The organism is Tsukamurella paurometabola DSM 20162, assembly GCF_000092225.1.
Taxonomy (GTDB): domain Bacteria; phylum Actinomycetota; class Actinomycetes; order Mycobacteriales; family Mycobacteriaceae; genus Tsukamurella; species Tsukamurella paurometabola.
This window is the reverse complement of record NC_014158.1, coordinates 2,231,526-2,247,164: the sequence shown is the minus strand read 5'-3', so window position 1 is coordinate 2,247,164 and position 15,639 is coordinate 2,231,526. Positions and strand designations below refer to the sequence as shown.

Genomic DNA, 15,639 nt, shown 5'->3' with positions numbered 1-15,639 from the left:
TTCGAGCGGGTATATCTACGCTACCCCTTGTTCGACCGTCGCTGCGGACGCGGCGCGACCGTGCCGTCCGCCAACCGGCGGCAGGTGATCAGGAATGCGGTGTGGCCCTGCATCCGGTGAGAGGGGCGCACCGCGAGGCCGACCACGTGCCACTCCCTGACCAGCGCCTCCCACGAGCGCGGCTCGGTCCAGACCGCCTGTTCGCGGATCGCCTCGACCACCTTCGACAACTGTGTGACGGTTGCCACATAGACGGTCAATACACCGCCCGGGACGAGCGCAGTGCTCACCGCGTCCAAGACGTCCCAGGGTGCGAGCATGTCGAGCACCACGCGGTCCACCTGCGGGCCGTCGTACTCCGCGAGGTCTCCGAGCCGGAGGTTCCAGTTGTCGGGGCGGCCACCGAAGAACTCCTCGACGTTCTTGGCCGCGTACTCGGCGTGATCCTCGCGGACCTCCCACGAGGTGACCGATCCTTCGGGCCCCACCGCGCGCAGCAGCGAGCAGGTCAGAGCGCCCGAGCCGGCACCGGCCTCCAGGACTCGCGCGCCGGGGAAGATATCGCCCTCGGCCACGATCTGCGCGGCGTCCTTCGGGTAGATCACCTGAGCGCCGCGGGGCATCGACAACACGTAATCGGTGAGAAGGGGCCGCAGGGCCAGGTAGGGAGTGCCGTTGACCGCCTTGACCACGCTGCCCTCGGGGGCGCCGATCAGCTCGTCGTGCCGGATTCCACCCTTGTGCGTGTGAAACTCCTTGCCCGCTTCCAGGTGCACCGTGAACTTGCGCCCTTTGGCGTCGGTCAGCTGTACGCGATCGCCCACCTGGAAGGGCCCACTGTTTGCCATGGTCGAGGATTCTCCCAGCTCCCCCGGTCGTCGAGCGAATTCGCCCCGGACCGCGGACTCCGCGAAGGGCACCCCGCCGGTCGGCGCGATCCGATGTATCGGTAGGACTGATGCATGGCAGACGATGCTTTCTTCCATCCCGCCGGTGACCTCGCCGTGGACGGCCGTGAATACGAGGTGTTCGACCCGACCCCGTCGACGGCCAGTGTCTGGGCCGACACGATGCAGCACGGCGCACCGCCCGCCGCGATCATGGTGCGCGCCATGGAACAGCTCGTGGCCGACAATGCGCGGATCTCCCGCGTGAGCATCGACCTGCTCGGCGTGGTGCCGATCACTCGGAGTCGTGTGCGCGCCTGGGTGGTTCGGCCGGGGCGCACGATCTCACTGCTCGCTGCCGAGATGGACTGCATCGATGCGAACGGTGAGTACCGCACCGTCGCCCGCGCCCAGGCCTGGGCACTGGCCGCGTCCGACACCGCCGCGATCGCGCGCGACCTGTCCCCCGTTCTGCCGCCTGCGGGATCAGAGCAGGGGGTGATGCCCGGCTTCTTCTCGCACCTGAAGGATCAGGGATTCCTGGCGGCCTGCGACTGGAAGTTCGTGGACCATCCCGATGGCCCGGACGGCGTCAAACAGTGCTGGATCCGCGCCCGGATACCGCTCGTGGCCGGCGAGAACCCGTCGCCGCTGGTCCAGGTGTTCTCGGTGATCGACGCCGCGAACGGGATCTCGGCCTACCTCGATCCCACCGCGGTCACCTGGATGAACATGGACATGACGGTGCACTTTCATCGATCACCTCGGCCCACCGACGGCTGGATCGGCGTGATCGGCGATCAGTTGGTCGGCGGGGAGGGCATCGGCACCACTGCCTCACGCCTCTACGACGCCGACGGAGCATTCGCGCTCGGCGCGCAGACCCTCCTCGTCGCCGCGCGGTAGTCCCGCCGGGTCAGAACCGGCAGCTGCGGATATCCGTCATCAGGATCGCTTTGGCGCCGAGCTCGGCCAGATCATCCATCACGCCGTTCGCGTCCTTGCGAAGTACCATGGCGCGCACTGCGACCCACTTCTCGTCGGCCATCGGCGCCACGGTGGGCGATTCCAGGCCCGGCGTCACGGCGATGGCACCGTCGAGCAGCGTGCGCGGGCAGTCGTAGTCGAGCATCACGTACTGCCGGCCGAAGACCACGCCCTTGAGTCGCGCCGTGAGCTGGTCCCGCGCGCGATCCGATTCTGCGCCCACGCGTTCGATCAGCACGCCCTCCGAATCGCACAGGGACTCGCCGAAGGCGACCAGGTTGTTCTGGCGTAGTGAACGCCCCGATTCGACGACGTCGGCGATCAGATCGGCGACGCCCAGCTGGATCGAGATCTCCACGGCTCCGTCGAGGCGGATGACGTCGGCGGCGATACCGCGCTGCGCGAGATCGCGGCGCACCAGGTTGGGGTACGAGGTGGCCACCCGCTTACCGTCGAGGTCGTCGACCGACCATTCGATGCCGGCGGGCCCCGCGTAGCGGAAGGTGGAGCGGCCGAAACCGAGCGCGAGGCGTTCGGTGAACTCGGCGCCGGAGTCGAGCGCGAGGTCGCGGCCCGTGATGCCCATATCGAGTTCACCCGAGCCCACGTAGAGGGCGATGTCCTTCGGGCGGAGGAAGAAGAACTCCACCTCGTTGGCGTTATCGATGACCGTGAGGTCCTTGGCGTCCGAGCGCCGGCGGTAACCCGCCTCGCTCAGGATGGCGGCGGCGGCTTCGGAGAGCGCGCCCTTGTTCGGTACGGCGACCCGCAACATGTGAGTGAGATTCCTTCGGAGGATCAGAGGTACGAGTACACGTCGTCGAGCGTCAGGCCCCGTTTGATCAGCAACACCTGCAGCCAGTACAGCAGTTGCGAGGCCTCCTCGGCGAGCTCGGCATCGCCCTGATGCTCCGCCGCGATCCACACCTCGCCGGCCTCCTCCAGCACCTTCTTGCCCAGGAAATGGATGCCGTTGTCCAGTGCTTCGACGGTCCCGCTCCCGGCGGGCCGCGTCCGGGCCTTCTCGGCCAACTCAGCGAACAGCGTCTCCATGGTCTTCACGGTGATCGATTGTCCCACGCCCGCAGGGCCGCAGGTGGGCGGGGCCTAGAGTGTTCAGCGTGAAGGGCGCGATGACCGACGATGCGGCGCCGTCGGCCGCGAGCGACGTTCCCGCCCCCAACACCCCGACCAAGGGCGCCGCGCAGTACCGCTTCGCCCGAGCACTGATCCGGGCCCGGCTCCGGGTGGTCCGTGCGACCCGCGACCCGGACCGGTTCCTGCGGGAGAACTTCGACGACTTCGCCGCCCGGCATCCGCTCCTCGCCTGGGCGTGGGGTCTGCTGCACCTCGATTTCGCCGGGCTGTTCGTGGGCGGGCTGTTCCTGATGAGCAGTTTCACGGTCTCTCTCGTGCCGCGCTCGTGGTTCTTCCAGGGCATCGTGGCGGGCATCAATGCGGTGATCGGCTACGGCATCGGGGTGCTGCTCAAATGGATCGTCGTGGACCTGCTGGTGCGCGCGCACCCGATCAGGGATGACCCGAAACGTGCCCGGCTCGTCCCGGTGTGGCGGGCACTCATCGTGCTCGGTGTGCTGATCGGCGGCCTCACCATGCTGGTGGTGTCCAAGCGCTGGCAGGACGACGTGCGCGCACTCATGGGGATGCCTCCGGGATCGAACCTCTGGTACGTCCTCACTCCGATCGTCGCCTTCGTGGTGTCGGCTGTCTTGATCTCGCTGGTCCGTGTGCTCCGCGACCTCGGCCTGTATCTCGCGCGCCGTGCCAACCGATATCTGCGTATTCCTCAACCCGCCGCGCAGGTCCTGGGGTTCGCGGTGGTGGTGATCCTGGTCGTCATCGCCGTCAACGATGTGGGCGTGCGCGGATTCACCGCGGGGGCGAACAGGCTGGCATCGGCATCGAACGACGAAGAGGCGTCCGGATTCCCGCAACCCGTCGAGCCGGAGCGATCGGGATCGCCCCGCTCGCATGCCGAGTGGAAGGGCCTCGGCAAGGAGGGGCGCAAGTTCGTGGCCGGCGGGCTGGACGCCGCCGACCTCGCCCGGTTCACCACGGCGCCCGTCACCGAGCCGGTGCGCGTCTACGTCGGGTTGGAGAACGCGAAGACACCCGAGAGCCGGATCGCGCTATTGCACCGGGAACTGGACCGCACGCGTGCACTCGACCGCAAGTACGTCGTGGTCATCCCGACCACGGGATCGGGCTGGGTCAACCCGACTGCCGCCCGCGCGGTCGAACTCATGTACGGCGGCGATGTGGCACTGATCGCCATGCAGTACTCGTACCTGCCCAGCTGGATCTCCTTCCTCACCGATGGCGAGGCCTCCCTGCGGTCCGGTCAGCGCCTGATCGATGCCGTTGTCGGGGACGTTCGCGCCCGGCCCGTGGAGACCAGGCCGAAGGTGCTGGTGATGGGCGAGAGCCTGGGCACCCGCGCCGGCGAGGGCGCCTTCGATTCGCTCACCGACATCCGGGACAAGGTCGACGGTGTGGTGTGGCTCGGTCCGCCCCGGGCCAACCCGATTCACTCCGCGGTCACCCAGCGGCGCGATCTCGGAACCCCCGAAGTGCTGCCTTCGTACACCGACGGACTCATCGTCCGGTTCACCGACGGTGTGGTCCCACTGTCGGAGAACGGCGGCGCCGAATGGTTGGCGCCGCACATCGTGTACGTGCAACATCCGTCCGATCCGGTGGTCTGGTGGTCGACCGATCTGATTTTCCGGCAACCGGATTGGTTGCGCGAGCCGGCGGGGCGCGACCGCAGTTCGGCGATGGCCTGGTATCCGTTCGTCACCTTCTGGCAGGTTTCGGCCGACCTCGCGAACGCCGCCGGCGTCCCGGACGGCCACGGCCACAATTACGGCACCGCGGTCGTCGACGCCTTCGCCGCGGTCATGCCGCCGCCCGGTTGGACGCCCGCGGATACCGAGCGGGTACGCATGGCCGTCATGGCCAGCGCTGCGATCGACGGTGCCGAGAAGTGAGACGTACCACTGCGCGCACGTGAGTCTCGCCACCTTCCGGCGTTGCTGCCGGGCGAGTACCGAGCGGGAGCGCTACCGTCCCGATCATGAACCTTCGTTGGGTGACTACTCGCGCCGGTGCTGCCGTGGCGGCGGGTTCGGTCGGGCTGCTCGCCCTCTCGGGATGCGCCACGTCGGGAGATGATTCGACGGCGAGTGGCATCAGTTTCAGCCCCGTCGCTCAGGCCGCCTCCGGCTCCGCGGGCGCTCCGGCCCGCAGCGCCGCCACCGGCGGCGCCGGTGACGTGCCGGTCGCTTCCCCCGGAACCGTGTGCGGCTCCGTGAACACCGCGAACGGTCCCGCGAGCGTCGTGGTGAAGTCCGGCCACGCCAACTGCGTCGACGCGCTTCGCGTGGGCAAGGCCTACGCCGCCGCGGCCTCGAACGCCCAAGGCCAGGCGGTCACGGTCGAGAGCGCAGGCTGGCGCTGCGCCGCCCGCGTCACCGACGCCGTCGCTACCTGCTCGAACGGGGAGAACGCCTTCACGGTCGGTTAGCGGCTGAAGGTCTGCAGCCCTGCGCCCGCGAGGGTGCCGAGGTGGTGCGCGCCGTCGGCCACGGGGTTCGGGCCCACGGTGAAAACGGCGCAGCCCGCAGCGAGTGCCGAGCGTGCCCCCGTGGGGGAATCTTCGACGGCGATGCACTCCGACGCCGGGACACCGGCCAATTCGGCCCCCCGCAGGTACGGGTCGGCGGCGGGTTTGGGGTTCGGGATCTCGTCGCCGCATACGGTTCCGACGAAGCGCTCACGCCCCAAGGTGCCGAGCGCGTGTTCGGTGATCTCGCGGATCGTGTTGGTGACCAGTACCAGTGGAACCCCTGCCTCGGCGAGCAGGTCGAGGGTGTCCCGGGCCCCGGGCTGCCAGGGGATGCCGCCGTCGAAGAGCTGCACCACCCGGTCGGACACCCACTTCTCGGCGGCGATGTAGTCGCGCTCGGGCTCCGGCACCTCCGCGAAGTCGAAGATCGTGCGCAGCGAATCCGCTGTGGCGTTACCGAGGGTCGCCTCCCGCGCCTCGGCGGTGATCTCAGTGCCCAGCGTGCGGGTGAATTCGGCAACCGCTATGTCCCACAGCTTCTCAGAATCCAGGAGGGTTCCGTCCATGTCGAACAGGACCGCGGAGGGAAGACTCATAGCTCCAGGCTATGTCAGGCGGGTCCGCCCGGTGGCGGCGACCTGACGCACGCCCCGGACCCGTTCACGCGTGTCCGAGCCGATGTCGCCCGGCGGTTGTTAACTGATTCGTCACCCACACGACCTATCGCTGTGTTTGGGTCGATCCATGCGTCATCATCGGCTGATCACCGCGCTGGCCCTGACCGCTTCGGCCGCCGTGCTAGCGAGTTGCGGCACCGCCGGCGACGGGGCGGCACCGTCGACCAGTCCCGCATCGTCGAGCGCCCGGGCCGGCTTCACGGTGCCCGGCGTGGGAGACCTGCCCCCTGCGAACCCGGACCAGGTGCACCTGTTCGCGTTCAACGACTTCCACGGCAACCTGCAGCCACCCACCGGCTCGACCGGCAAGATCGGCGGCACAGAGGCAGGAGGTGCCGTGTACTTCGCCACCGCGCTACAGCGACTCAAGCAGGCCTATCCGAACAACCTCACCGTGGCCGCGGGCGACCTAGTGAGCGCCAGTCCCCTGGTCTCCGCGTTGTTCCGAGATGAACCCACGGTGAAGTTCCTCAACTCCGCCGGTGTGCAGGCATCGTCGGTGGGCAATCACGAATTCGACCACGGCACCATCGAACTCGAACGCCTGCAGAAGGGTGGCTGTGCCCCCGACGGATGTGAACCCGGCGAGCCCTTCACCGGAGCCGCCTACCAGTACCTGGCCGCCAACGTCACCAACGAGGCCGGTCAACTCCCTCCGGGCACCGTGCCGTGGAAGATGTTCGAGGTGTCCGGACGCAAGATCGCCGTGATCGGCACGGTCACCCCTGAGACCGCGACGATCGTGGCCCCGGAGGGGGTGCGCGGCTATACCTTCGGCGATGAGGCCGAGGCGATCAACCGATACGTGCCGGAGATGAAGGCGGCCGGTGCGCAGGCCATCGTCGCGACGATGCACGACGGCGGCGCCCAGAAGGGCTCCGGCGAAGCCGATCCCAATGCCTGCAACAACGTCTCCGCGCCCACGCCGGACCTGGCTGCCAAAGTCGACCCCGCCGTCACCGCCCTGGTCACCGGCCACTCCCACCAGGCGTACGTGTGCACGATCGGCGGCCGCACCGTGACCCAGGCCGCCTCGTACGGACGACTGATCACCGACATCACGCTCGACTTCGGCGCAGACCGGGTGACCTCGAAGGCCGTGAACCGTCTCGTGGGGCGCGATCTCCCGCCGGACGCCGCGACGCAGCGACTCGTGGAGTTCTACGAGCAGGAGGCCAAGCCGCGCGCCGACCGGGTGATCGGCACCATCCCCGCAGACCTCAACCGGGCGCCCTTCCCCGGCGGAGACTCGGCGCTCGGCGATGTGATCGCCGACGCCATGCTGTTCACCACCCGCGCCCCGAACCCGGCGGCGGGCGTGATCGCGTTCATGAACCCCGGCGGCGTCCGTGCCGACCTCAAGGCCGGCGATGTGACCTACGGTGCCGCGTACACCGTGCAGCCGTTCGGCAACCAGGTGGTCACCGTCTCGCTCACCGGACAACAGATCATCGACCTGCTCGAACAGCAGTGGCAGAACCCCGACAAGACCACGATCCTGGCACCATCGGGCATCAGCTACACCTACGATCCGAATGGCGCGTCGAACCGGAAGGTGCTGCGCGACAGCGTGAAGGTGGGCGATCAGCCGCTCAATCCGGTAGCGGTGTACCGCGTGACCACCAACAACTTCCTGGCCGCGGGCGGCGACGGATTCAGCGTGTTCACCCGAAGCACGGATCTCACGGTGGGCGGAATCGACCTCGATGCTCTGGAGAAGTACTTGCAGGCCACGGAGAACCTGCGAACCCCCACCAGCCGGATCACGAAGCAGTAATCGCTGGCAGGCCGCCGCTCGCGGAGCGGGCGCGATGGCGCCATCGCGGCCGAAGCGGCCTCTGCGGGATACGCCGCAAAGAGGTTGTTGACGACCCACCGGTTGGCGAGTTCGCGACGCTGTCGGTGACGACGTAGACTTTTCTGGTCGAGAGGCGTTGCAACGGTTCCGGGCCCCGGTATCCGCCACGCTCGGCGAGCCAAGGACGCCTTCCGCTACGGAAGGAACGTACGTGAGCTCCTTTGAGCCGAACATCCGCCCCGACTGCACCGACGAGCTGGCGGCTACTCTGCGCCGGCGGATCATGGTGATCGACGGCGCGATGGGCACGGCGATCCAGCGGGACCGGCCGGATGAGGATGGATACCGCGGCGAGCGGTTCACGGAGTGGCCGACGGCTCTTCAGGGCAACAATGACCTGCTCAATCTGACGCAGCCGCAGATCATCGAGGGGATCCACCGCGAATATCTCGAGGCGGGCGCAGACATCCTGGAGACGAACACGTTCAACGCGAACGCGATCTCGCTCTCCGACTACGACATGGGCGAGCTGAGTTACGAGCTGAACTTCGTCGGTGCCGCCCTGGCTCGCAAGGTATGTGACGAGTTCAGCACCGCGGACAAGCCCCGCTACGTCGCCGGCGCCCTCGGGCCGACGACGCGGACCGCGTCGATCTCGCCGGAAGTCAACGATCCGGGGGCCCGCAACGTCTCCTACGATCAACTGGTCGCCGCCTACCTCGAAGCTGTCAACGGCCTTGTCGACGGTGGTTCAGATGTGATCCTCATCGAGACGATCTTCGATTCGCTCAACGCCAAGGCGGCGGTGTTCGCGGTCGAGACGCTGTTCGAGGATCGCGGGCGCCGCTGGCCGGTGATCATCTCGGGGACGATCACTGATGGTTCTGGGCGGACGTTATCCGGTCAGGTCACGGAAGCATTCTGGAACGCGATCAGGCACGCGAAGCCGATAGCGGTGGGTCTCAATTGCGCCCTGGGTGCGCCGGAGATGAGGCCCTACATCGCCGAGATGGCGCGGATCTCGGACACGTTCGTCTCCTGCTATCCGAACGCGGGCCTGCCGAACGCCTTCGGCGAGTACGACGAGTCTCCGGAGCACCAGGCCGCCTACCTGGCCGAATTCGCCGAGGCCGGTCTGGTCAACCTGGTGGGCGGCTGCTGCGGTACGGCGCCGGCGCACATCGCCGAGATCGCCAGGGTCGTCGAGGGCACGCCGCCGCGTGAGATTCCGCAACTCTCGGTGGCCACCAGGCTGTCGGGTCTGGAACCGCTCAACATCACCGCCGACTCCCTGTTCGTGAACATCGGCGAACGCACCAATATCACCGGCTCGGCACGGTTCCGCAACCTGATCAAGGCGGAGGACTACGACACCGCCCTGTCAGTCGCCCTGCAACAGGTCGAGGTCGGTGCCCAGGTCATCGACATCAACATGGACGAGGGAATGATCGACGGTGTCGCCGCGATGGACCGGTTCACCAAGCTGATCGCGGCCGAACCGGATATCAGTCGTGTCCCGGTGATGATCGACTCCTCCAAGTGGGAGGTCATCGAAGCCGGCCTGAAGAACGTGCAGGGCAAGCCGATCGTCAACTCGATCTCGTTGAAGGAGGGCGAGGAGAAGTTCATCCGCGAGGCGCGGCTGTGCCGCAAGTACGGCGCCGCCGTCGTTGTGATGGCCTTCGACGAACAGGGGCAGGCCGATAACCTGGAACGTCGTAAGGAGATCTGCGGGCGCGCCTACCGGATCCTGACCGAAGAGGTCGGCTTCCCGGCCGAGGACATCATCTTCGACCCGAACTGCTTCGCATTGGCGACCGGTATCGAGGAGCACGCGACCTACGGCATCGACTTCATCGAGGCCTGTGCCTGGATCAAGGAGAACCTCCCCGGGGTGCACATCTCCGGTGGCATCTCGAACGTGTCGTTCTCCTTCCGTGGCAACAACCCCGTGCGCGAGGCCATCCACGCGGTGTTCCTGTTCCACGCCATCAAGGCCGGATTGGACATGGGCATCGTCAACGCCGGAGCCCTGGTGCCGTACGACGCGATCGACCCCGAGCTGCGGGACCGCATCGAGGACGTGGTGCTCAACCGTCGCGAGGACGCGGCCGAACGGCTCTTGGAGATCGCCGAGCAGTTCAACAAGTCCGAGAAGGCCGAGGATCCCAAGGCCGCCGAGTGGCGCGGCCTCCCGGTGCGCGAGCGGATCACGCACGCCCTGGTCAAGGGCATCGACGCCGATGTCGAGACCGACACCGAGGAGTTGCGCGCCGAGATCGCCGCTGCGGGAGGGCGGCCGATCGAGGTGATCGAGGGGCCGCTGATGGACGGTATGAACGTTGTCGGTGACCTCTTCGGTGCAGGCAAGATGTTCCTCCCCCAGGTCGTGAAGTCGGCGCGGGTGATGAAGAAGGCCGTGGCCTACCTGCTGCCGTACATCGAGGCGGAGAAGGACGAGTCGGGCGCCGCGAGTAAGGACACCAACGGCACCATCATCATGGCGACGGTGAAGGGCGATGTTCACGACATCGGCAAGAACATCGTCGGGGTCGTCCTTCAGTGCAACAACTACGAGGTGATCGACCTCGGCGTGATGGTGCCCGCCGAGAAGATCCTGGCCGCCGCCAAGGAGTACGACGCTGACATCATCGGTCTGTCCGGCCTGATCACCCCGTCTCTGGACGAGATGGTCAACTTCGCCGTCGCGATGGAACGCGAAGGGTTGGACATCCCGCTCCTGATCGGTGGCGCGACGACGTCCCGCGCGCACACGGCCGTGAAGGTGTCGCCACGCCGCAGCGGTCCGGTCGTCTGGGTCAAGGACGCCTCGCGTTCGGTGCCGGTGGCGGCCGCGCTGCTCGACGACAGGCAGCGTCCGGCCCTACTGGAGGCCACCGAGGCCGATTACGCCGCGCTGCGCGAACGGCACGCCCAGAAGAGTGAACGGCCGATGCTGACGCTGGAGAAGGCTCGCGCCAACCGGACGCCGATCGAGTGGGCCGCCTATACGCCGCCGGTGCCCGCCCAGGGGCTCGGCGTCCGTGAGTTCTTGGATTACGACCTCGCTGAGCTGCGCGAGTACATCGACTGGCAGCCGTTCTTCAACGCGTGGGAAATGAAGGGCCGGTTCCCTGACATCCTCAACAATCCGGTCTCGGGCGAGACCGCCCGCAAGCTGTACGACGATGCCCAGACGATGCTCGACACCCTGATCAAGGAGAAGTGGCTCACCGCCAACGGCGTGATCGGGTTCTTCCCCGCGAACGCCGTCGGCGACGATATCGAGGTCTACACCGACGAGACCCGTACCGACGTGCTGACCAGATTGCACAACCTGCGCCAGCAGGGCGAACACCGCGACGGCATCCCGAACCGGAGCCTCGGCGACTTCGTTGCGCCGAAGGACACCGGTCTGGCCGATTACGTCGGTGCCTTCGCCGTCACCACGGGCCTCGGCAGCGCCGCCAAGATCGTCGAGTTCAAGGCTGCTAACGACGACTACAACGCAATCCTGCTGGAGTCGCTCGCCGACCGATTGGCTGAGGCCTTCGCAGAACGGATGCATCAACGGGTCCGTACGGAGTTCTGGGGATTCCAGCCTGACGAGGATCTCGACAACGAGGCGCTCATCGATGAGAAATATGTGGGAATCCGCCCTGCTCCCGGTTACCCGGCCTGCCCGGAACACACCGAGAAGGCGACACTCTGGGAGTTGATGAACGTCCACGAGCGGACCGGCATCGAGCTGACCGAGTCGATGGCGATGTGGCCCGGTGCCGCCGTCAGCGGCTGGTACTTCTCGCATCCGCAGTCGCAGTACTTCGTGGTCGGCCGGTTGGCGCAGGACCAGGTAGCAGACTACGCGAAGCGCAAGGGCTGGACTCTGCAGGAAGCCGAGCGCTGGCTCAGCCCCAACCTCGGCTACAACCCGGAGGACTGAGCCCATGTAGGAGCGAGGCGATCGCGTCACGAGAACCCCGTCGACGCATCCCCCGGTTCCCCGGACATCGGCCGCCTCGCGGCGGTGGGTGCGAGCAAACCGGTTGGCTCCGGCGCTAGGCTTCTTCAGGTGACGGAGATGCCGAAGCTCGAACGGCCGGTGCTCATCGCGGCGTTCGAAGGGTGGAACGATGCCGGCGATGCGGCATCGGGCGCCGTCGAGCACCTGGAACTGATCTGGGATGCCCAGCCCCTGACCGAGCTGGATTCGGATGATTTCTACGACTTCCAGGTGAACCGGCCCACGATCAAACAGATCGACGGTGTGACGCGTGCGGTGGAATGGCCGATGACCACGCTGTCGGTGTGCCGGCCTCCGAAGGCGGACCGGGACGTGGTGCTGCTACGGGGTATCGAGCCGAACTTCCGGTGGCGCGCCTTCTGCGATCAGTTGCTCGCGGTGTTCACCGAGCTCAAGATCGATACCGTCGTGATCCTCGGAGCCCTGCTCGCCGACACCCCGCACACGAGGCCCGTTCCGGTCACCGGCACCGGCTACGACTCCGATTCCGCGCGCCGGTACGGACTTGAGGAGAACCGGTACGAAGGCCCGACGGGGATCACCGGTGTGCTTCAGGACGCGTGCGTGCGCTCGGGATTCCCGGCTGTCTCGTTCTGGGCGGCGGTGCCGCACTACGTGTCGCAGCCGCCGAACCCCAAGGCCACCGCGGCCCTGTTGCAGCGCGTCGAACACGTCCTCGACCTGGCCGTTCCGTTGGGTGATCTGCCGGAACGGGCCGAGGAGTGGGAGAACTCGGTCACCGATATGACCTCGGACGACGAGGACGTGGCGGCGTACGTACGCGGCCTGGAGGAGCGCGGCGACGAGGAAGCCAAACGCGAAGACGTGGAGCGTCACATCGACGGCGATGCCCTCGCCGAGGAGTTCGAGAAGTACTTGCGCCGCCGCGACCCGGGAACCGGTCCCTAGCGCACCAGGACCGGGACGAGCTGCTCGTCTTCGGTGAGTGAGCCGTGTTGGCCGAGCAGGTTCGACACGACCGGCTCCGCGGACGGGACGGCCACGGTGTGCGCACCGCGCATCGCCACGACCAGGTCTCCGATCCGCTCCCGGGTGCGGTCGAGCACCCGCGGACCGAACCAGCCGGCCTCGGCGGCCTCGTCCCGGGTATGGATCCACGCTCGTTCTCCGAGCACTGCCGACCATGCCGCGCGGACGTCGGTAACGGCACCGTCGGCGGTGTACACGTGCCGGACCCGCGGCTCTCCCGCCAGTTGCCGGACGCCGGCCCGAAGCGCGGGCTCCGCGTCGAAGTCGATGCGGGACTGCTCCGGAGCCTCGATCATGCCGTGATCGGCCGTGATCACGAGCAGACAGTCCGGGGGCAGCGCCATCGCCAGTGACTCGGCCAGGGTGTCGACCTGCCGCAACTGCATCAGCCACGGCAGCGAACCGGGACCGTAGACGTGGCCCAGCATGTCGAGGTCGCCGTGGTAGGCGTAGCAGAAGGCGCGTTCGCCCGTCCCCGTGGCGGTGGCGGCCGCCACGCGACCGACGATGTCACCCAGCGCGGTCGCCGCTACCGGATCCGCGCCCCGCAGGACGGCGCGGCTCAGACCGCTTCCCACGTGATCCTTCGGCGTCACCGTGGTCACGGCGACGCCGTCGGCCGCCATCGCCTCGAACAGTGTGCGCTCCGGCTGCACCCGCTCCGGGACCACCGACTCGCGGAGGTCCCGCGCATGCCGGACCCCGTAGGAATTCCAGCCGAGAGCGTTGATGGTGGTCCCCGTGGCGATACCGTCACCGCAGACGGCGAAGGACAGGCCGACGATGCCGTGCTCCCCCGGGGGCAGTCCGGTGCCGATCGAGGAGATGCTGGTGGCCGTGGTCGACGGGAAGCCCGCGCAGATGCGGGTGGCGGTGAGCTCGGAGAGGAACGGCGCCTGTGCGGCGTACCGTTCCAGGAGAAGATGTCCGAGGCCGTCCACGAGCAGCAGGCAGACCCGTCGCGTCGGGCGGAAACCGAGCTGGTTCACGAAACCGCGAACGCCGAGCGCGGCGGCGGCCGACGGTACGACATCGGCGAGCGAGGCCGACCCGTACTGTGGGACCACCTGTCCCATCGGGGTCAGCCGATGCGTTCGATCGATACCACCGGTGTGGTGATACGCCAGGTACGAACATCGGGATCGTCGGCGGCGCGAACCCAGAACTGCGCCGACTCCCCGACGCGGCAGCTCTTGATGCCCAGCAGCGGGATGTCTTCGGAATCACGGCGCAGCGAGCTGATGCTCCATTGCTCGTCCTCCGACGTCCCCCCTATCCCGGGCGCACGCATCAGCGTCATCTCCCCCAGGTCCAGCACATAGGTCGACGTGCGGGTCTGCACGGTCCACACGCCCTCGGTCAGATCCGGGGCCAGCTCGCTGACGGTCCTCACAGGCGAAATATAGCGCGACGAGCCGCTACGCCGATACCGCAACGCCGAGGAGGGCGTCGACTGCGGTGGCCACGGTGGACGGTCCGTCGGGGTCGGGACCCCCGGAGGTGACTGCCCGATGCGCCCAGGCATCGAGTGCGGAGAGGGCCTTCGGGGTGTCCAGATCATCGGCCAGGTAACGCCGCAACCGACCCACGAGCTCGGCACCGTCCGGGCTCGACGCCGCGGCGAAAGCGTTGCGCCACAGGTCCAGACGGGCCTGTGCGCGCGCCAGGACCTCATCGGACCATGCGCGGTCGGTGCGGTAGTGACCTTCGAACAGGCCGAGCCGGATCGCAGCGGGATCGACGCCCGCGCGGCGCAGAGTCGAGACGAACACGAGGTTGCCGCGGCTCTTGGACATCTTCTCTCCGTCCAGTCCGATCATCGCGGCATGCACGTAGTGCCGGGCGAACCGCCGCTCGCCGGTGTCCGCCTCGACGTGCGCGGCGGAGAACTCGTGGTGCGGGAAGATCAGGTCGCTGCCGCCGCCCTGGATATCGAAGCCCACTCCGAGGCGATTCTGGGCGATCGCGGCGCACTCGATGTGCCAGCCGGGGCGCCCTGGTCCCTGTGGCGACGGCCAGGACGGTTCACCCGGCCGGGCGGCGCGCCACAGCAGGGCATCGAGCGGGTCGCGTTTGCCGGGACGGTCGGGGTCGCCGCCGCGTTCGGCGAAGAAGCGCTCCATGGTGGCCCGGTCGTAGCCCGATTCGTATCCGAACTGCTCGGTGGCGTCGGTTCGGTAGTAGACGTCGGGGAACTCCGGATCGTCGACGATGTACGCGGCTCCGTTCTCCAGCAGCCGACCGACCAACGCGATCACCTCGTCGATCGACTCCACGGCGCCGATGTAGTCCTGCGGCGCCAGCACCCGAAGGGCCTGCATGTCCTCGCAGAACAGGTCGGTCTCGCGGGCTCCCAGGTCACGCCAATCGATGCCGTCACGCGCAGCGCGCTCGAACAGCGGATCGTCCACGTCGGTCACGTTCTGTACGTAGTGCACTTCGTGACCATTGGCGCGCAGCACCCGATTGATCAGGTCGAACGTGAGGTAGGTGGCGGCGTGGCCGAGGTGAGTGGCGTCGTACGGGGTGATGCCGCAGACGTACATTCCGGACACGGCGCCGGGGTTCACCGAGCGGACCGCCTGATCCGAGGTGTCGTACAGCCGTAGCGGTACCGACGGACCGGAGAGGGTGGGGACGGCGGGAGACGGCCAAGAACGCATGTCCCCTACCCTATGCGTCGCGCG

The 15,639-nt window shown here is 67.6% G+C and carries 13 protein-coding genes; 6 read left to right on the top strand and 7 right to left on the bottom strand.

All coding sequences use genetic code 11. The annotated features are described in order from the left end of the window. Positions 1–20: 20 nt before the first annotated feature. Positions 21–848, bottom strand: a complete 828-nt coding sequence (locus TPAU_RS10780) for a tRNA (adenine-N1)-methyltransferase (protein WP_013126785.1) — start codon at positions 846–848, stop codon at positions 21–23. Between the two features lie 114 nt (positions 849–962). On the opposite strand from TPAU_RS10780, the gene TPAU_RS10775 reads away from it, so the two are divergent. Then, the gene (locus TPAU_RS10775; RefSeq protein ID WP_013126784.1) at positions 963–1,793 is read left to right on the top strand and encodes a thioesterase family protein; all 831 of its coding nucleotides are present in this window, start codon (positions 963–965) and stop codon (positions 1,791–1,793) included. Positions 1,794–1,803: 10 nt separating this feature from the next. Here the strand turns inward: TPAU_RS10775 and hisG are convergent, their stop codons facing one another. Both hisG and TPAU_RS10765 read right to left on the bottom strand, forming a co-directional pair. Beyond that, positions 1,804–2,649, bottom strand: coding sequence for an ATP phosphoribosyltransferase (hisG, locus tag TPAU_RS10770; protein WP_013126783.1), 846 nt, complete (start codon positions 2,647–2,649; stop codon positions 1,804–1,806). A gap of 23 nt (positions 2,650–2,672) precedes the next feature. Then, on the bottom strand, positions 2,673–2,954 hold the full coding sequence (locus tag TPAU_RS10765; RefSeq protein ID WP_013126782.1) for a phosphoribosyl-ATP diphosphatase: 282 nt from the start codon (positions 2,952–2,954) through the stop codon (positions 2,673–2,675). 41 nt (positions 2,955–2,995) lie between these two features. Here TPAU_RS10765 and TPAU_RS10760 point away from each other — a divergent pair, with 41 nt between their 5' ends. Both TPAU_RS10760 and TPAU_RS10755 read left to right on the top strand, forming a co-directional pair. Beyond that, a complete protein-coding gene (locus TPAU_RS10760; protein WP_013126781.1) occupies positions 2,996–4,885 on the top strand; it encodes an alpha/beta hydrolase in 1,890 nt (629 codons plus the stop codon). Between the two features lie 86 nt (positions 4,886–4,971). After that, positions 4,972–5,421: a hypothetical protein gene (locus TPAU_RS10755; RefSeq protein ID WP_013126780.1), complete on the top strand. Its 450-nt coding sequence runs from the start codon at positions 4,972–4,974 to the stop codon at positions 5,419–5,421. On the opposite strand, the gene TPAU_RS10750 is transcribed toward TPAU_RS10755, so the two are convergent. Then, positions 5,418–6,059, bottom strand: coding sequence for an HAD family hydrolase (locus TPAU_RS10750; RefSeq protein WP_013126779.1), 642 nt, complete (start codon positions 6,057–6,059; stop codon positions 5,418–5,420). The two genes, TPAU_RS10755 and TPAU_RS10750, sit on opposite strands and share 4 nt — an antisense overlap. A gap of 148 nt (positions 6,060–6,207) precedes the next feature. Here TPAU_RS10750 and TPAU_RS10745 point away from each other — a divergent pair, with 148 nt between their 5' ends. From TPAU_RS10745 to TPAU_RS10735, 3 genes are all read left to right on the top strand, one after another. Beyond that, positions 6,208–7,917, top strand: a complete 1,710-nt coding sequence (locus tag TPAU_RS10745) for a bifunctional metallophosphatase/5'-nucleotidase (RefSeq protein ID WP_013126778.1) — start codon at positions 6,208–6,210, stop codon at positions 7,915–7,917. Positions 7,918–8,149: 232 nt separating this feature from the next. Next, positions 8,150–11,881, top strand: a complete 3,732-nt coding sequence (gene metH / locus TPAU_RS10740) for a methionine synthase (RefSeq protein ID WP_013126777.1) — start codon at positions 8,150–8,152, stop codon at positions 11,879–11,881. Between the two features lie 138 nt (positions 11,882–12,019). Continuing rightward, the gene (locus TPAU_RS10735) at positions 12,020–12,871 is read left to right on the top strand and encodes a PAC2 family protein (protein ID WP_083773936.1); all 852 of its coding nucleotides are present in this window, start codon (positions 12,020–12,022) and stop codon (positions 12,869–12,871) included. Here TPAU_RS10735 and TPAU_RS10730 read toward each other — a convergent pair. From TPAU_RS10730 to mshC, 3 genes are read right to left on the bottom strand one after another with little or no spacing between them, the layout of a single operon-like run. Then, entirely contained in the window at positions 12,868–14,028 is a 1,161-nt protein-coding gene (locus tag TPAU_RS10730; RefSeq protein ID WP_013126775.1) for an alkaline phosphatase family protein, read from the bottom strand. The two genes, TPAU_RS10735 and TPAU_RS10730, sit on opposite strands and share 4 nt — an antisense overlap. A gap of 5 nt (positions 14,029–14,033) precedes the next feature. Further along, positions 14,034–14,345, bottom strand: a complete 312-nt coding sequence (locus TPAU_RS10725; protein ID WP_013126774.1) for a hypothetical protein — start codon at positions 14,343–14,345, stop codon at positions 14,034–14,036. 25 nt (positions 14,346–14,370) lie between these two features. Beyond that, positions 14,371–15,615, bottom strand: coding sequence for a cysteine--1-D-myo-inosityl 2-amino-2-deoxy-alpha-D-glucopyranoside ligase (gene mshC, locus TPAU_RS10720; protein ID WP_013126773.1), 1,245 nt, complete (start codon positions 15,613–15,615; stop codon positions 14,371–14,373). Positions 15,616–15,639: the final 24 nt, after the last annotated feature.

Coding starts and splice junctions, on each gene's coding strand:
- TPAU_RS10735 (WP_083773936.1), top strand. CDS start 12,020: ATGCCGAAGCTCGAACGGCCGGTGCTCATCGCGGCGTTCGAAGGGTGG.
- TPAU_RS10755 (WP_013126780.1), top strand. CDS start 4,972: ATGAACCTTCGTTGGGTGACTACTCGCGCCGGTGCTGCCGTGGCGGCG.
- TPAU_RS10780 (WP_013126785.1), bottom strand. CDS start 848: ATGGCAAACAGTGGGCCCTTCCAGGTGGGCGATCGCGTACAGCTGACC.
- TPAU_RS10730 (WP_013126775.1), bottom strand. CDS start 14,028: ATGGGACAGGTGGTCCCACAGTACGGGTCGGCCTCGCTCGCCGATGTC.
- TPAU_RS10750 (WP_013126779.1), bottom strand. CDS start 6,059: ATGAGTCTTCCCTCCGCGGTCCTGTTCGACATGGACGGAACCCTCCTG.
- hisG (WP_013126783.1), bottom strand. CDS start 2,649: ATGTTGCGGGTCGCCGTACCGAACAAGGGCGCGCTCTCCGAAGCCGCC.
- TPAU_RS10775 (WP_013126784.1), top strand. CDS start 963: ATGGCAGACGATGCTTTCTTCCATCCCGCCGGTGACCTCGCCGTGGAC.
- TPAU_RS10745 (WP_013126778.1), top strand. CDS start 6,208: ATGCGTCATCATCGGCTGATCACCGCGCTGGCCCTGACCGCTTCGGCC.
- mshC (WP_013126773.1), bottom strand. CDS start 15,615: ATGCGTTCTTGGCCGTCTCCCGCCGTCCCCACCCTCTCCGGTCCGTCG.